Annotated in this window: 14 protein-coding genes; 2 read left to right on the top strand and 12 right to left on the bottom strand. The window is 67.6% G+C overall.

The features are described 5' to 3' along the window. From katG to MRY84_RS09940, 10 genes are all read right to left on the bottom strand, one after another. On the bottom strand, nt 1-1,702 hold a 1,702-nt coding region (gene katG / locus MRY84_RS09985; protein ID WP_291505579.1), incomplete at its 3' end, for a catalase/peroxidase HPI. A 172-nt stretch (nt 1,703-1,874) separates the two neighbouring features. After that, a complete protein-coding gene (locus MRY84_RS09980) occupies nt 1,875-2,792 on the bottom strand; it encodes an SMP-30/gluconolactonase/LRE family protein (RefSeq protein WP_291505578.1) in 918 nt (305 codons plus the stop codon). Nucleotides 2,793-2,801: 9 nt separating this feature from the next. Next, a complete protein-coding gene (locus MRY84_RS09975) occupies nt 2,802-3,647 on the bottom strand; it encodes an amidohydrolase family protein (protein ID WP_291505581.1) in 846 nt (281 codons plus the stop codon). A 65-nt stretch (nt 3,648-3,712) separates the two neighbouring features. Next, on the bottom strand, nt 3,713-4,669 hold the full coding sequence (locus MRY84_RS09970) for a tripartite tricarboxylate transporter substrate binding protein (RefSeq protein WP_291505577.1): 957 nt from the start codon (nt 4,667-4,669) through the stop codon (nt 3,713-3,715). A gap of 48 nt (nt 4,670-4,717) precedes the next feature. Next, on the bottom strand, nt 4,718-5,719 hold the full coding sequence (locus MRY84_RS09965; RefSeq protein WP_291505576.1) for a tripartite tricarboxylate transporter substrate binding protein: 1,002 nt from the start codon (nt 5,717-5,719) through the stop codon (nt 4,718-4,720). Between the two features lie 69 nt (nt 5,720-5,788). Then, a complete protein-coding gene (locus MRY84_RS09960) occupies nt 5,789-6,730 on the bottom strand; it encodes an NAD(P)-dependent oxidoreductase (RefSeq protein WP_291505575.1) in 942 nt (313 codons plus the stop codon). Next, the gene (locus tag MRY84_RS09955; RefSeq protein WP_291505574.1) at nt 6,727-7,413 is read right to left on the bottom strand and encodes an RraA family protein; all 687 of its coding nucleotides are present in this window, start codon (nt 7,411-7,413) and stop codon (nt 6,727-6,729) included. Before MRY84_RS09955 ends, MRY84_RS09960 begins: the two co-directional genes overlap by 4 nt. A gap of 83 nt (nt 7,414-7,496) precedes the next feature. After that, a complete protein-coding gene (locus tag MRY84_RS09950) occupies nt 7,497-8,495 on the bottom strand; it encodes a tripartite tricarboxylate transporter substrate binding protein (protein WP_291505573.1) in 999 nt (332 codons plus the stop codon). Nucleotides 8,496-8,533: 38 nt separating this feature from the next. Continuing rightward, complete coding sequence (locus MRY84_RS09945) at nt 8,534-9,442, bottom strand: amidohydrolase family protein (protein WP_291505572.1); 909 nt, start codon at nt 9,440-9,442, stop codon at nt 8,534-8,536. A gap of 51 nt (nt 9,443-9,493) precedes the next feature. Next, on the bottom strand, nt 9,494-10,495 hold the full coding sequence (locus MRY84_RS09940; RefSeq protein ID WP_291505571.1) for a tripartite tricarboxylate transporter substrate binding protein: 1,002 nt from the start codon (nt 10,493-10,495) through the stop codon (nt 9,494-9,496). Nucleotides 10,496-10,772: 277 nt separating this feature from the next. Here MRY84_RS09940 and MRY84_RS09935 point away from each other — a divergent pair, with 277 nt between their 5' ends. Together MRY84_RS09935 and MRY84_RS09930 are read left to right on the top strand one after the other, a co-directional pair. Further along, nucleotides 10,773-11,489, top strand: a complete 717-nt coding sequence (locus tag MRY84_RS09935; RefSeq protein WP_291505580.1) for an IclR family transcriptional regulator — start codon at nt 10,773-10,775, stop codon at nt 11,487-11,489. Nucleotides 11,490-11,650: 161 nt separating this feature from the next. Beyond that, a complete protein-coding gene (locus tag MRY84_RS09930; RefSeq protein ID WP_291505570.1) occupies nt 11,651-12,223 on the top strand; it encodes a peroxidase-related enzyme in 573 nt (190 codons plus the stop codon). 81 nt (nt 12,224-12,304) lie between these two features. On the opposite strand, the gene MRY84_RS09925 is transcribed toward MRY84_RS09930, so the two are convergent. Both MRY84_RS09925 and MRY84_RS09920 read right to left on the bottom strand, forming a co-directional pair. Then, entirely contained in the window at nt 12,305-12,730 is a 426-nt protein-coding gene (locus MRY84_RS09925; RefSeq protein WP_291505569.1) for an acyl-CoA thioesterase, read from the bottom strand. Nucleotides 12,731-12,869: 139 nt separating this feature from the next. Beyond that, on the bottom strand, nt 12,870-13,652 hold the full coding sequence (locus tag MRY84_RS09920; protein ID WP_291505568.1) for an SDR family oxidoreductase: 783 nt from the start codon (nt 13,650-13,652) through the stop codon (nt 12,870-12,872). Nucleotides 13,653-13,669: the final 17 nt, after the last annotated feature.

Raw genomic sequence — 13,669 nt, 5'->3', positions numbered from 1 at the left:
GCGCTTGCGATGCGTCGGTGCGGCCCGGCGTGAAGGGTACGGTCACATCCTGGCCGGCCTTCTTCGCGGCGGCTTCCACCGCGGCGCCACCGGCCAGCACGATCAGGTCGGCCAGGGAGATCTTCTTGCCGCTGCCGCTGGCTTGCTGCGCTGCGTTGAATGCCTGCTGGATCGCCTCAAGCCGGCCCAGCACCTTGGCGAGTTGCGCGGGCTGGTTCACCTCCCAGTCCTTCTGCGGTGCCAGGCGGATGCGCGCACCGTTAGCCCCGCCGCGCTTGTCGCCGCCGCGGAAGGTCGAGGCCGAAGCCCAGGCCGTGGACACCAGTTCGGCAACCGACAAGCCCGACGCCAGCACCTGGGCCTTGAGCGCCGCCACGTCCTGCGCATCGACCAGCGGGTGGTCCACGGCCGGGACCGGGTCCTGCCAGATCAGTTCCTCGGCCGGCACCTCGGGGCCGAGATAGCGCGCGCGCGGGCCCATGTCGCGGTGGGTGAGCTTGAACCAGGCGCGGGCAAACGCGTCGGCGAACTGCTCGGGGTGTTCCAGGAAGCGGCGCGAGATCTTCTCGTAGGCCGGATCGAACCGCAGCGACAGGTCGGTGGTCAGCATGGTGGGCACCAGCTTCTTCGATGGGTCGTGGGCATGCGGGATCGTCGCCGCCGCATTCATGGCGACCCACTGGTGCGCGCCGGCCGGGCTTTTGGTCAGCTCCCACTCGTAGCCAAACAGGTTTTCGAAGAAGTTGTTGCTCCACTTTGTGGGCGTGGTGGTCCAGGTGACTTCCAGGCCGCTGGTGATGGTGTCGCCACCAAAGCCGCTGCCGTGCTGGCTGATCCAGCCCAGGCCCTGGTCCGCGATGTCGCCAGCCTCGGGCTCCTTGCCCACCAGCGCGGCGTCGCCCGCGCCGTGCGTCTTGCCAAAGGTGTGGCCACCGGCGATCAGCGCCACAGTCTCCTCATCGTCCATGGCCATGCGGGCGAAGGTGTCGCGGATGTCGCGCGCCGCGGCAATGGGATCGGGGTTGCCGTTCGGGCCCTCGGGGTTCACGTAGATCAGGCCCATCTGCACGGCGGCCAGCGGCTTGGCCAGGTCGCGCTCGCCGCTGTAGCGCTGGTCGCCGCCGAGCCAGGTGGTCTCGGCGCCCCAGTACACGTTTTCATCGGGTTCCCACACATCGGGGCGGCCGCCGGCGAAGCCGAAGGTCTTGAAACCCATCGATTCCAAAGCGACATTCCCCGTCAGGATCATCAGATCGGCCCACGAGATCTTGCGGCCGTACTTCTGCTTGATAGGCCACAAGAGGCGACGGGCCTTGTCGAGGTTGGCGTTGTCAGGCCAGCTGTTGAGCGGGGCAAAGCGCTGCTGCCCTGCCCCGGCGCCGCCGCGGCCGTCGGCCAGGCGGTAGGTGCCCGCGCTGTGCCATGCCATGCGCACGAACAGCGGTCCGTAGTGGCCAAAGTCGGCAGGCCACCAATCCTGCGAGTCGGTCATGAGGGCGCGCAGGTCGGCTTTCAGCGCCGCGAAATCCAGGCGCTTGAATTCCTCGGCGTAGTTGAAGCCGTCGCCCATGGGATCGACCAGCGGAGAGCTCTGGTTGAGCGGGCGCAGGTTGAGCTGGTTGGGCCACCAGTCGGCATTGCCACGGCCCTTGGGCGCGGCGGCCTTGGTGTGGTCAAAGGGGCATTTGGCGTCTGTGGTCATGGAGTTCTCCTTGTGTGGGTTCAGGCACTTGGCGAGGCCAATGGTAGGAACCCATCCATGACACGTAAATTGAATCGATTGAATTTGATCAATAGCCAATATTTATCAAATCACCCCGACCCTTAGCATCCATCGTGGTAGCGCCCGGCACCACAACAGCCCTAGGGGGAATTCAGCGGCCGCGTGCCAGCGGCAGACCCGGCGCATCCAGCTGCGCGCGGAGCACTTGGCCGTGGGTCGAGTCGGTGACATAGACGGTGCGACCGCCCGCGCCGCCAAAGGCCAGGTTGGTCGTGGAAGCACCTGCTGGCCCCCGCAGCACCCACTCTGGCTCGGCGCGGTGATTGAGCACCCACACATAGCCCAGGCCGGGATTGGCCACCAGCAACCGGCCCTGCGCATCCACTGCCAATCCATCCGGACCGCTCGGCCCGTAGGAGGTGAAGAACTGCCCCACCTTGGCCACGCTGCCGTCGGGCAGCAGCGGCACGCGCCAGACGCAGTTGCCGCGCGTCACAGCCAGGTACAGCACCCGGCCGTCGGGCGACAGGGCCACGCCGTTCGGGCTGGGCACATTGGCCAGCAGCAGGTCGAGCTGGCCGTTCGGCCGCAGGCGGTACAGGCGGCCGCTCGGGTCGTGCAGGCCGCTCTGGCCCTGGTCGGTGAAATACAGGTTGCCTTCGGCGTCGAAGATGAGGTCGTTCACGCCCTTGAAGCGCTCGCTGTTGCGGCGCTCCAGGTAGGGCGTGACGGTGCCGGTGACCACGTCCAGTTGCATGAGGCCGTTCTTGTAGTCGGTGATCAGCAGCGTGCCGGCATTCAGGAACTTCATGCCGTTGGGCTCGCCGTCATATTCAGCCACCAGGGTCCACGCACCTTGCGGGTCGATGCGGAAGATGCGGCCCCAGGGGATGTCGGTCACGTACAGGTTGCCCGCGTCATCGAACACGGGGCCTTCGAGGAACGAGTCGGTGACGGTGCCGCCCCGGTTCGCATCGGCCCAGTCGCTGCGCTCGCGGCGGCGGAAATGCGCGGGCATCGAGGTGAACACTTCCAGTTCACGGACTTGGGGTGGGTTCAACAGGAACATGAGCCTCTTTCACTGAGATGGCGGGGACGAAAAGCCGTACAGCCGCGCCGGGTTGTCCACCAGGATGCGATGGGCCTGGGCCTCGCTGTCGGCCCAAGCGTAGAGCAGGTTCAGCAGGTCCGCGTCGTTCACGCTGCCGGGGGCCTCGGTGGTGTGGGGCCAGTCGCTGCCCCACACCAGGCGCTCGGGTGCAGACTGCACCAGGGCGCGGCCCAACGGCACCGTATCAGCGTAGCCGGGGCCCTGCGCCGCAGACCGCATGTAGGCGCCCGAGAGCTTGACCCAGGTATTGCCTCCATCGAGCAATCCGCGCACCACGCCATAGGCCGGCGCGGTCGTGCCTTCGGCCGGGTCGATGCGGCCCAGGTGGTCGATGACCAGCGGCACCGGCAGCGCCCCCAGCTGCCGTGCCATCGCCACGAGCTGCTCGGGGTGTGCAAAGACCTGCACGTGCCAGCCTTCGCAGGCCGGGTGCTCCGCCACCTTGCGGGCCAGCGTAGCCAGCATTTCGGGCGTGGTGGCGCCCCAAGATTGGGGAGATACAAAATTGACCCGCAGCCCACGCACGCGCCGCGCAGCGAGCCGGGACAGCTCCTCGGCGCTCACACCGGCACCCACCACGGCCACGCCCCGCGCGCAGTCCCCCAGCTGGCCCAGCGCGTCCAGCGTGCAAGCGTTGTCGGTGCCGTAGGTGGATGGCGTGACCACCACCGCGCGCGACGTGCCCAGGCGCTGCTGCAGTTGCCGGTACGCGGCCACGGGCGCATCGGGCGGCGTCCGCGGCCAGTGGGTCGATGGCGCGAACCGCGCATCGAAGATGTGCATGTGGCAATCGCACGCGCCGGGTGGCGGCATGCGCTGCGGGCGGTTCAGGCCCGCAGAGTGCGGAACGGGGTCGGTCAGCAAAGGCAAGGTACAGGTCAGTCGAGCTTGATGTTGCCTTTCTTCACCACCTCGCCCCATTTCGCGTCTTCCTTCTTCAAGAAGGCCGCGAACTCGGCGGGTGTGGAGCCGACGGGCTGGGCACCCATGTCGGCCAAGCGCTGTTTCACTTCGTCTTCCTTCAGCACGTCCTGCAGCGCTTGCTGCAGCTTGGCCGCGACGGGCTCAGGCGTGCCGGCGGGCAGGAAGACGCCGTTCCACTCAAACGCCTCGTAGCCGGGAATGGCCGCCTCGGCCACCGTGGGCACGTCGGGCAGGCGCTTGGAGCGCTCGGGCGCCGACACAGCCAGGGCGCGCAGCTTGCCGCCCGACACGTGCGGGTAGGTGGCTGCCACGGTGCCGAACATGAAGTCCACCTGCCCGCCCATCACGTCGGTGATGGCGGGACCGCCACTCTTGTAAGGCACGTGCACCATATCCAGGCCCAGCTGCTGGCGGAACAGCTCTGCCGCCAGGCGTTGCACGGTGCCGCTGCCGCCGGATGCAAAGTTGATCTTGCCGGGCTGCGCCTTGGCCTTGGCGATGAGTTCGCCAACGTTCTTGACGGGCGCGTCGGCCTTCACCACCAGCACGTTGGGCGCCAGCATCACCAGCGACAGCGGCTGCAGCGCGGTGCTGGCGTAGGGCATCTTGGGAAACAGGTGCGGGTTGATGGAATGCGGCGTGGCGTCGTACAGCATGGTGTAGCCGTCGGCCGGGGCCTTGGCCACAAAGCTGGCGCCAATCGTGCCGCTGGCGCCAGCCTTGTTGTCCACGACCACGCTGGTGCCCAGCTTCACGCCCATGCGCGTGGCCACCACGCGGGCAACGGCGTCGGCCGCGCCGCCAGGGGCGTAGGGCACGACCAGGGTGATCGGTCGTTCAGGGAAGGCAGCATGGGCCAGGCCAGCGGCCAGGGCGCAAGCGGCAATGACGGGTTTCAGAAAACGGAACATTCGGGGAGTCTCCTCGCAAGGTTGGAAGGGGGGTTGTAGGCGGGCGGATCAGTCCGCCTTCAAATCCAGATCGCGTGCAATCTGCGTATAGGTGGCCACTTCGCGGCTGACCTGGCTGGCAAACGCAGCGCCGCAGGTGGCATCGGCGTCCAGCCCCAGACCACGCAACTTGTCAGCGGCGGCGGGGCTCTGCACAAAGTCCCTGGCCACGCGCTCCAGCTGCTGGGCGGTGGCCTCGTCCAGCCCCGCCGGGGCCAGCAGGCCATACCAGGCGTCGGCCGAATAGTTGCCGCCACCGGCTTCGGCAAAGGTGGCCACATCGGGCAGCAGCGAGGACCGCTTGGGCGACGCCACGGCCAGCGCGGTGAGCTTGCCGGTTTTGATCTGCGGCAGCACCGAACCCAGCGTGGCAAACGAGCTGTCGAGCTGGCCGCCCACCAGGTCGGTCACCACGGGTGCGGCACCCTTGTAGGGCACGTGGTTCAGTTGCAGGCTGTTGGCGCGCGCAAACATCTCGGTGGCAAAGTGGCCCGAGCTGCCCACACCGGCCGTGCCGGCGGACAGGCGCCCCGGCTCCTTTCGCGCGCGGGCCATGTAGTCGGCCAGGGTCTTCGCGGGCAGCGCCGGCCCCACCACCAGCACCGTGGGGCTGGTGGCCACGGTGCACAGCGGCTTGAAGGACTTCACCGCATCGAACTTCACCCGCCCGGCGTACAGCCCCGGGATCATGGTGTGGTTGGTGGCGCCGAACAGCAGCGTGTAGCCATCGGCCGGCGCAGCGGCCACGGCCTGGGCGGCCAGGATGGTGTTGGCGCCGGGCTTGTTGTCCACCACAAAGGGCTGGCCCAGCGCGCGGCTGGCATGGTCGGCAAACGCACGGGCCACCACGTCGGTGGGGCCGCCGGCGGCAAAGCCCACCACCAGCTTGACGGGCTTGTGGGGGTACGCCGTCTGTGCAGCGGCCGCGGCGCAAGCAGCTACCAAAACAATAGCTGCCAGCGCTTTATGGATAAGCGCTGGAGCCACTTTTTGCTTGAATTTTGTTGGCATGTCCCTTGTCTCCAGTGGGCCGGGCGCCCTGCCCGGCCATGTTCTAGCTTGGATGTAGCCCAGTGGCGATCAGGCTACAGCCACTTCGCCGGGCGTGTGGGCCAGCACGGCCAGCAGGTTCTTCGCTGCGCCCACGCCCATGTTCACGTAGGCATCGCTGGTCACGCCGCCGATGTGCGGGCTGAGGATGAAGCGCGGCTCGCCCTGGAACGGGTGGCCCGCCGCCATGGGCTCCACGGCAAAGCTGTCCAGGCCTGCCGCCATCACCTGGCCCGAGCGCACGGCAACCAGCAGCGCGGCCTCGTCGATCAGCCCGCCGCGCGCGGTGTTCACCACGATCACGCCGCGCTTGCATTGCGCCAGCGTGGTGGCGTTCAGCATGCCGCGGTTCTCGTCAGTCAGCGGGCAGTGCAGCGAGATCGCATCGGCTTCGCGCCAGATCGTTTCGAGCGGAACGCTCTGCACGTAGTCCGGCAGGTTCTTGGCAAACGGGTCGAAGCCGATCACGCGCATGCCCAGGGCGTCGGCCATCTTGGCAAAGCGCAGGCCAATGGCGCCCAGGCCCACCAGGCCCACGGTGCGGCCGTAGAGCTCCAGGCTTTTATGCGTGGCCTTGTCCCAATGGCCAGCGTGCATGCGGGCATCGAGCTGCACCACCGACTTGGCACACGCCAGCAGCAGCGCCAGCGCCTGCTCGGCCACGGCCGCAGCGTTGGCGCCCACGGCGGCCACCACCTCAATGCCACGGGCCTTGGCGGCCACCTTGTCGATGGTGTCGGTGCCGCTGCCATGCTTGGAGATGACCTTGAGCGCGGGGGCCGCATCCATCACGGCCGCGCCCACCTTGCCGTAGCGCACGATGATGGCCACGGGGTTGTGGCTCCGGCAAAGGGCCACCATGTCCTCTTCGGTGGGCGTCTTGCCGGCGTAGACGATCTGGTAGCCCGTGAGCAAATCCAGGGCTTGTTGCGCCAGGTCGGCGCCTGTGATGATGATGGTGGGTTGGCTCACAGCGATTCCCCTTCCTTCAACACGCCGGCGGCGCGCAGGGCGGCGGGCAGCCATTTCGATGCAGTGTCACCCCGTGCGATGGCCTCGATGCGGGCAGCCTCGTCGGCCACCTTCTTGTCGGCCAGGGCCAGCATGCCGGGGGCCTTCTCGCGCTCGATCACGACCACGCCGTCGGCATCGCCCACCACCAGGTCGCCGGGGTTCACCGTGGCGCCGCCGGCAGAGATGGGATGGTTGATGCGGCCGGGCACGTACTTCGTGGGCCCTGCGGGGTTGAAGCCAGCGCTGAACACGGGGAAGTCCAGCTCCAGGATCTCCAGCTTGTCGCGGATGGCGGCGTCCACGATCACGCCGGCCAGGCCGCGCTTCTTGCAGGCGCTGAGCATCAGCGTGCCCATGAGGGCCGCCGTCTGGTCGCCCTTGCCGTCGATCACCAGCACGTCGCCCGGCTGGGCGAGCGCAATGGCGGCGTGGATCATGAGGTTGTCGCCGGGGCGCACTTCCACGGTGAAGGCCGGGCCGGCCACCTTCATGCCCTGGTGCACGGGCGCGACGCGGCCGTGCATGGTGCCACGGCGTCCGGCCACGTCGGCCAGGATGGCGGCTTGGTAGGTGGCGGCCTTGGCAACGACATCGGCGCTGACGCGCTCGATGCTGCGGATGATTTCAGGGAGTTGGCTCATGGTGGAGTTTTGAGGGTTACGTTGAGAAGAAGTTGAAGGGCTGGCGCCACAACGCAGGGATTCAGTCAGGTGGGCCGCGCAGGTCAGTCGGCCTTGATGTTTCCGTCTTTGATGACCTTGGCCCACTTGGCGGAATCGGCCTTTTGCAGGTCGCCCAGCTGCTGCGGCGTGCCGCCCACCAGGGTCACGCCCAGCTTGTCGGCGAGGGCCGCCACGGCGGGGTCTTTCAGGGTCTTGTTGATCTCCTGGTTCAGGCGCTGCACCACCGGCGCGGGCGTCTTGGCGGGCGCGAACACGGCCTGCCACTGCTCGACCACAAAGTCCTTCATGCCCGCCTCGCCCATCGTGGGCACCTCGGGCAAGGCCTTCAGCCGCTGGGCCGAGGTGACGGCCAGTGCACGCAGTTTTCCGGCCTGCACATGCGGCAGCGCCGCGGCGGCGGGGGCAAACATGAACTGCACCTGCTCGGCCAGCGTGTCCTGCAGCGCGGGCGTGTCGCCCTTGTAGGGCACGTGGATGAAGCGCACGCCGGTCTGCTGCTGCAGCAGCTCGCCCTGCATCTGCAGGATGGTGCCGTTCCCGCCCGAGGCAAATGCCAGCTTGCCTGGCTGCGCTTTGGCCGCCGCCAGCAGGTCGGCCACAGTCTTGAAGGGCTGGTTCGTACCCACCACCAGGATGTGCGGAATGGTACCGATGGTGACCACGGGCTCAAACGCCGTGATGTGGTCGTAGGGCAGCTTGGCCATCAGGTGCGGCGCAATCGCCTGCGGGCCGATGGAGGTGCCCAGCAGCGTCAGGCCGTCGGGCTGCGCCTTGGCGACAAAGGCCGCGCCAATGGTGCCGGTGGCGCCCGCCTTGTTGTCCACGATGACGTTGGTGGCCAATGCCGGGCCCAGCCGCTGCGCAATGTTGCGGCCCAGCACGTCGGTGCTGCCGCCCGCGGGGTATGGCACAACCCAGGTGATGAGCTTGCCGCCGGGCCAGTCGGCTTGGGCCCACGCGGAGGCGGCCAGCATGGCGCCCCCCAAGGCCAGCAGGCTGCGGCGGGCGATGCGATGGAGGGGTAGTGAAATGGGAGTCATGGCAATGCCTTCCAGACAATCAAACAAAGGGGGGGAGGTCACAACGGGCGGCCGAAGCCGTAGAGCGCCTGGGGGTTGTCCACCAGCACTTGGCGCAGTAGCGCGGAGCCACCGCAGGCTGCGGTCCAGTCCACAAGGCGATCCACTTGGCGGGCGTCGTCGGGCAAGGGCTGCACGCCGGCCGTTGCCGTGGCGTGCGGCCAGTCGCTGCCCCACAGCACCCGGCCTGGCGCAGAGCGCAGGTAGCTGGCTGCCAGGGTGTCCAGCAGCGGGTCTTCCACCGACTTCGTACTGCTCACGATGTAGCCACCCGAGAGCTTCACCCACGCCTGGCCGCGCTGCAGCAGATCCAGTAGCACAGCGTGCGCGGGGTGCTGCCAGGCCTGCGCGGGTGCGATGCGCCCGAAGTGGTCAAACACCAGTGGCACGGGTAGCTGGCGCAGCACGCCGCCCTGCCCCGCCAGCAGGTCCGGCGGCATCAGCAGCTGCAAATGCCAGCCCAGGGGCGCGATGCGATGGGCCAGCGGCACGATGGAACCCACCGATCCGGAGACACCCAGCGACAGGTTGAGTCGCACCCCCCGCACACCGGCCGCGTGCAGCTGCTGCAGTTCGGCATCGCTTTCGCGGCCATCGATGACCGCCACGCCCCGTGCCTCCACGCCCAGCGCCGCAAGAGCGGCCAGGCCTTCGAGCATGCAGCGGTTGTCGTTGCCATAGGTCGAGGGCGTGACCAACACCACCCGCATGGTGCCGATGCGCTCCTGCAGCGCCCGGTAGTCCTGCGCTGACGCATCGGGCGGCAGTAGCCTGGCCCCGGGCGCGGCAGGAAAGCGCTGGTCGTACACATGCACATGGCAGTCGCAAGCCCCGGCGGGCAGTGCCGTGCGCGGCGCGGCGGTGCCCGCCGAGAACGGTACGGGCGTGACAAGGCAATCGCGGGACATGGCGATGGCTGCGTGAGCGTGGCTGAGGCTGCGGCGCGGGCGACGCTGTTGTCAGTCCAGGCTGGCGCCCGAGTCCTTCACGATCTTGGCCCAGCGCGGCACTTCGGCCTTCAGCAGCGTGCCGAACTGCTCAGCGGTGCCGCCCAGCACATCGCCGCCTTCAGAGCGCAGCTTGTCTGCCACATCGGGCTGCTGCAGGGCCGCGTTGATGGCCTTGTTGAGCTGCGCCACGATGGGTGCGGGGGTACCCGCCGGGGCCAGGATGCCGAACCAGGTGACGGCCTCGAAGCTCCTGTAGCCGGATTCGGCCAACGTGGGCACATCCGGCAGTTGCGGCGAGCGCTTGGCCGAGGTGATGGCGATGACCTTGAGCTTGCCGTTGCGCACTTGGCCCAGCAGCGTGGGCACGGAGGACATGTACAGGTCGATCTGCCCGCCCACCAGGTCGGTCATGGCCTGGGCTGCGCCCTTGTAGGGAATGTGGCGCAGCTTGATGCCCGCCGCGTTTTCGGCCAGCTCCCCGGCGAGGTGGGCCACGGTGCCGTTGCCCGAGTAGCCCAGCGTCAGCGCGTCGGGCTTGCCCTTGGCAGCCGCCACCACATCGGCGTAGCTCTTGAAGGGCGAGTTGATGGGCGCAGCCATGACGATGGGCGAGGACGAGACGAGCGCCACGGGCACCAGGTCCTTGAGCGGGTCGTAGGGCAGCTTGGGGTACAGCGTGGGGTTGATGGCCAGGTTGCTTGTCTGGCCGATCACGAGCGTGTAGCCATCGGCGGGTGACTTGGCGGCGGCGTCCACCCCCAGGTTGCCGCCCGCGCCGGGGCGGTTGTCCACGATCACGTTCCACTTGTTCTGGTCGGTGAGCTTCTGGGCCACGGTGCGGGCAATCATGTCCGTCCCCCCGCCGGGCGGGAACGGCACGATCAGTCGGATGGGTTTGCTGGGATATGCAGCCTGTGCGTGGGCGCCCACAAAAGGCGTGGCCACGGCGGCAAGACCGACGAGGGCGGCGCACAGGGCGCGCGGAAGCAAACGGGTGGAAGAAGTGGGCATGCAGTTGTCTCCTGGTGGGTGGTTCTTCGCGCCACCCTGCACAACTTGCTGCAGACCCGGCGCTGTGGACGCGACTTTACGCAGACGTTTCAGCCCATACAATGCCGTTGCGCACAATGAAACAAATTGCACCGTGAGCAACTTTCCCCGAAAACCACCCCTTCCCACCGCTACCGCCAGAGCGCCCTCGCCTGCCGGTCTCCCTTCATCCCACACGGCGCCGGGCCAGGGGCCTACCGAACCGGACGACAGCGCCGCCAAGGACGCCACTGGCGGTGTGATCGCCGTCACGCGCGCACTGCAGGTGCTGGAGGCCTTCGCCCTCGGTGAATCCAGCCTCTCGCTCGCGGAACTGAGCCGCCGCTGCGCGCTACACAAGACCACGGTGCTCCGTCTGGCGCGCACGCTCGCGCAGTCGGGCTTCATGGTGCAGCGCGAGGACGGCGACTGGCGCCTGGGGCCGGCCGCTGGCTGGCTGGGCGCGCGCTACCAGGCCGGCTTTGACGTGCAGAACGTACTGGAGCCCGCGCTGCGCGCGCTCACCCACGCCACGGGCGAAAGCGCCGCCTTCTACGTGCGCGAGGGCAATGTGCGGACCTGCCTCGTGCGCGTGGAAGGCCCGCAGGCGCTGCGCCACCACGCGCGCATTGGCGAGGGCCTGCCGCTCGACAAAGGCTCGCCGGGCCGTGTGATCCTTGCGTTCTCGGGGGAGCCGGGCAAGGCGTATGAAGACATCCGCAGGAAGGGCTACCACTGGTCCATCGGCGAGCGCGAACAGGGCGTGGCCACGGTCTCGGCGCCGGTGTTCGGCATGCACTGGCGGCTGATGGGATCGGTGTGCATCTCGGGCCCGGCCTCGCGCCTGCCCGCCGAAAAGCTCGAAGCGCTGGCGCAGACGGTGATCGCTGCGGCCACCCAGCTGTCGTATGCGCTGGCGGGCAACTCGGCCGCCCCCGCGCAAAGCCCGGTGCGGGCAACCCAATGGCATCCGTGACGTGAAGCCCCCCCAGAGTCGCTTCGCGCCCTCCCCCAGCGCGGCGGGGCGGCCCTTGCGCGGGGACTCTGGCCCTGGCCGCACCTGTTTCACACGCAGCGCCCGGCTCTCCGAGCAATGGATCGCTCATACTGCGCACGCACCACAACAAAGGAGATGATGTGAGCCGCTACCCCTTCCCCGACCTGAGCACCCTGCCCGACGACATCCGCGCCCGCATCCTGGAGGTGCAGGAAAAGGCCGGCTTCATTCCCAACGTGTTCCTGGCCTTCGCCCGCCGCCCTGCCGAGTGGCGGGCATTCTTCGCGTACCACGACGCGCTCATGCTCAAGGAAGAAGGCAGCCTGACCAAGGGTGAGCGCGAGATGATCGTGACCGCCACCAGTGCGGCCAACCAGTGCCTGTATTGCGTGGTGGCGCACGGCGCGATCCTGCGCATCTACGAGAAAAAGCCGCTCATCGCCGACCAGGTGGCGGTCAACTGGCGCAAGGCCGACATCAGCCCGCGCGAGCGCGCCATGCTCGACTTCGCGATGAAGGTGTGCCAGCGCTCGCAAGAGATTGCGGATGCCGACTTCGAGGCCCTGTATCCGCACGGCTTCGACGACGAGGACATCTGGGACATCGCGGCCATCACCGCGTTCTTCGGCTTGTCCAACCGCATGGCCAGCTTTGCGGGCATGCAGCCCAATCCCGAGTTCTATTTGATGGGGCGGGTGCCCAAGCAGAAGTGAATGCTGCGAGCGATTTGCTACATTTTTGATAGCTATTGGCGCTGAATCAATAAGCGCCAGCGCCCAATTTCATCCCAACTCTCAGTCTGCGGTCACCAACGCACGCATCCAGTCCGGCAAAGGTGCGGCCTTTTGCTGCGGAAAGTCCACCCAAATGGTGGTGGCCCCACCGGCCGCGCAGATCACGCCCGGCCGGTCCGCGCGCTCCATGGTGCCCCAGGTCTCGAACGTGGTGCGGCCCGGATCGCTCACATAGAGCTTGAGCAACACCTCCGCCGGGTATTCCAGCTGCTTGTAGAAATTGCAGAACGCATTGACGATCACCGGCCCCTGGCCGCGGGGACCGGGGTTGCAGCCCACTGACACCATCCATTCGATGCGCGCCGTCTCCAGGTAGCGGAAGTAGACCGTGTTGTTCACATGGCCCATCGCATCCATGTCGCCCCATCGCACCGGGAAGCGCATTTCATAGACCAGCTTCTTGACCTCGGGGATTTCGATCTTCATCAGTCGTCCAGGTTGTTGAGACGCCCGTGCACTCCGCAACTGGCGCGGCCAAGGGCCAGTGCCACCGTGGAACTGGCTCCGCCAGGTCCACGGGTGGCGTCCCCCTAGGGGGATGGCGCGCAGCGCCTCAGGGGGGCGCCTACACCGCAAAGCCGTCGTCGGCAGCGATCACCGCACCATTGATGAAATGGCTCTGGTCGCTGGCCAGCATCACCAAGAGCGCGTCCAGGTCCTGCGCGTTGCCCACGCGCTTGCGCGGCAGCATGTCGATGAGCTTCTTGCCCTGCTCGGTGTCCCAATGGTGGTGATTGATCTCCGTGTCGATGTAGCCGGGGCAGATGGCATTCACATTGATGCCGAACTTGCCCCACTCCACCGCCAGGGCGCGGGTCATGTGCACCACGGCCGCCTTGCTCATGCAGTACACGCCGATCTGCGGGAGCACTTTCAGGCCCGCCATCGACGCGATGTTGATGATGCGCCCGCCCGTGAAGCTGCCCGGCGCCGCGCCGCGCGAGCGCGCCAGCATGCGCTTGCCCACCTCCTGCGCTACAAAGAAGGCGCCCTTCACGTTGGTGTCGAACACGTAGTCATAGTCCTCGGGCGCGACGTCCTGAATGCGCTGCGTGGTGGAGACACCTGAGTTGTTGACCAGAATGTCGATGGAGCCCATCTCGGTCTCCGCATGCGCCACCGCAGCCTTGATGGAATCGTGGTCGGTCACGTCCAGCTCCACCACATGGGCATCGCCGCCCTCGCCTTCGATGCGTGCGCGAAGTTCCTTGAGCTTTTCCACCCTGCGGCTGGCCAGCACCACGCCGGCACCTGCGCGCGCGAGGGTGCGCGCGAACTGCGCGCCCAGGCCACTGGAGGCGCCGGTCACAAACGCCACGCGGCCGGACAAATCGATGCTGTATGCCATTTAGAGTCTCCCTACTG

Origin of the sequence: Acidovorax sp. (genome assembly GCF_022763525.1) — a bacterium.
In the GTDB taxonomy this organism is placed as follows: domain Bacteria; phylum Pseudomonadota; class Gammaproteobacteria; order Burkholderiales; family Burkholderiaceae_C; genus Acidovorax.
Note: the sequence above shows the minus strand (reverse complement) of the source record. Positions and strands in the feature narration are given on the sequence as shown.

Coding starts and splice junctions, on each gene's coding strand:
- MRY84_RS09945 (WP_291505572.1), bottom strand. CDS start 9,442: ATGTCCCGCGATTGCCTTGTCACGCCCGTACCGTTCTCGGCGGGCACC.
- MRY84_RS09965 (WP_291505576.1), bottom strand. CDS start 5,719: ATGCCAACAAAATTCAAGCAAAAAGTGGCTCCAGCGCTTATCCATAAA.
- MRY84_RS09955 (WP_291505574.1), bottom strand. CDS start 7,413: ATGAGCCAACTCCCTGAAATCATCCGCAGCATCGAGCGCGTCAGCGCC.
- MRY84_RS09920 (WP_291505568.1), bottom strand. CDS start 13,652: ATGGCATACAGCATCGATTTGTCCGGCCGCGTGGCGTTTGTGACCGGC.
- MRY84_RS09975 (WP_291505581.1), bottom strand. CDS start 3,647: ATGCCGCCACCCGGCGCGTGCGATTGCCACATGCACATCTTCGATGCG.
- MRY84_RS09925 (WP_291505569.1), bottom strand. CDS start 12,730: ATGAAGATCGAAATCCCCGAGGTCAAGAAGCTGGTCTATGAAATGCGC.
- MRY84_RS09940 (WP_291505571.1), bottom strand. CDS start 10,495: ATGCCCACTTCTTCCACCCGTTTGCTTCCGCGCGCCCTGTGCGCCGCC.
- MRY84_RS09970 (WP_291505577.1), bottom strand. CDS start 4,669: ATGTTCCGTTTTCTGAAACCCGTCATTGCCGCTTGCGCCCTGGCCGCT.
- MRY84_RS09980 (WP_291505578.1), bottom strand. CDS start 2,792: ATGTTCCTGTTGAACCCACCCCAAGTCCGTGAACTGGAAGTGTTCACC.
- MRY84_RS09950 (WP_291505573.1), bottom strand. CDS start 8,495: ATGACTCCCATTTCACTACCCCTCCATCGCATCGCCCGCCGCAGCCTG.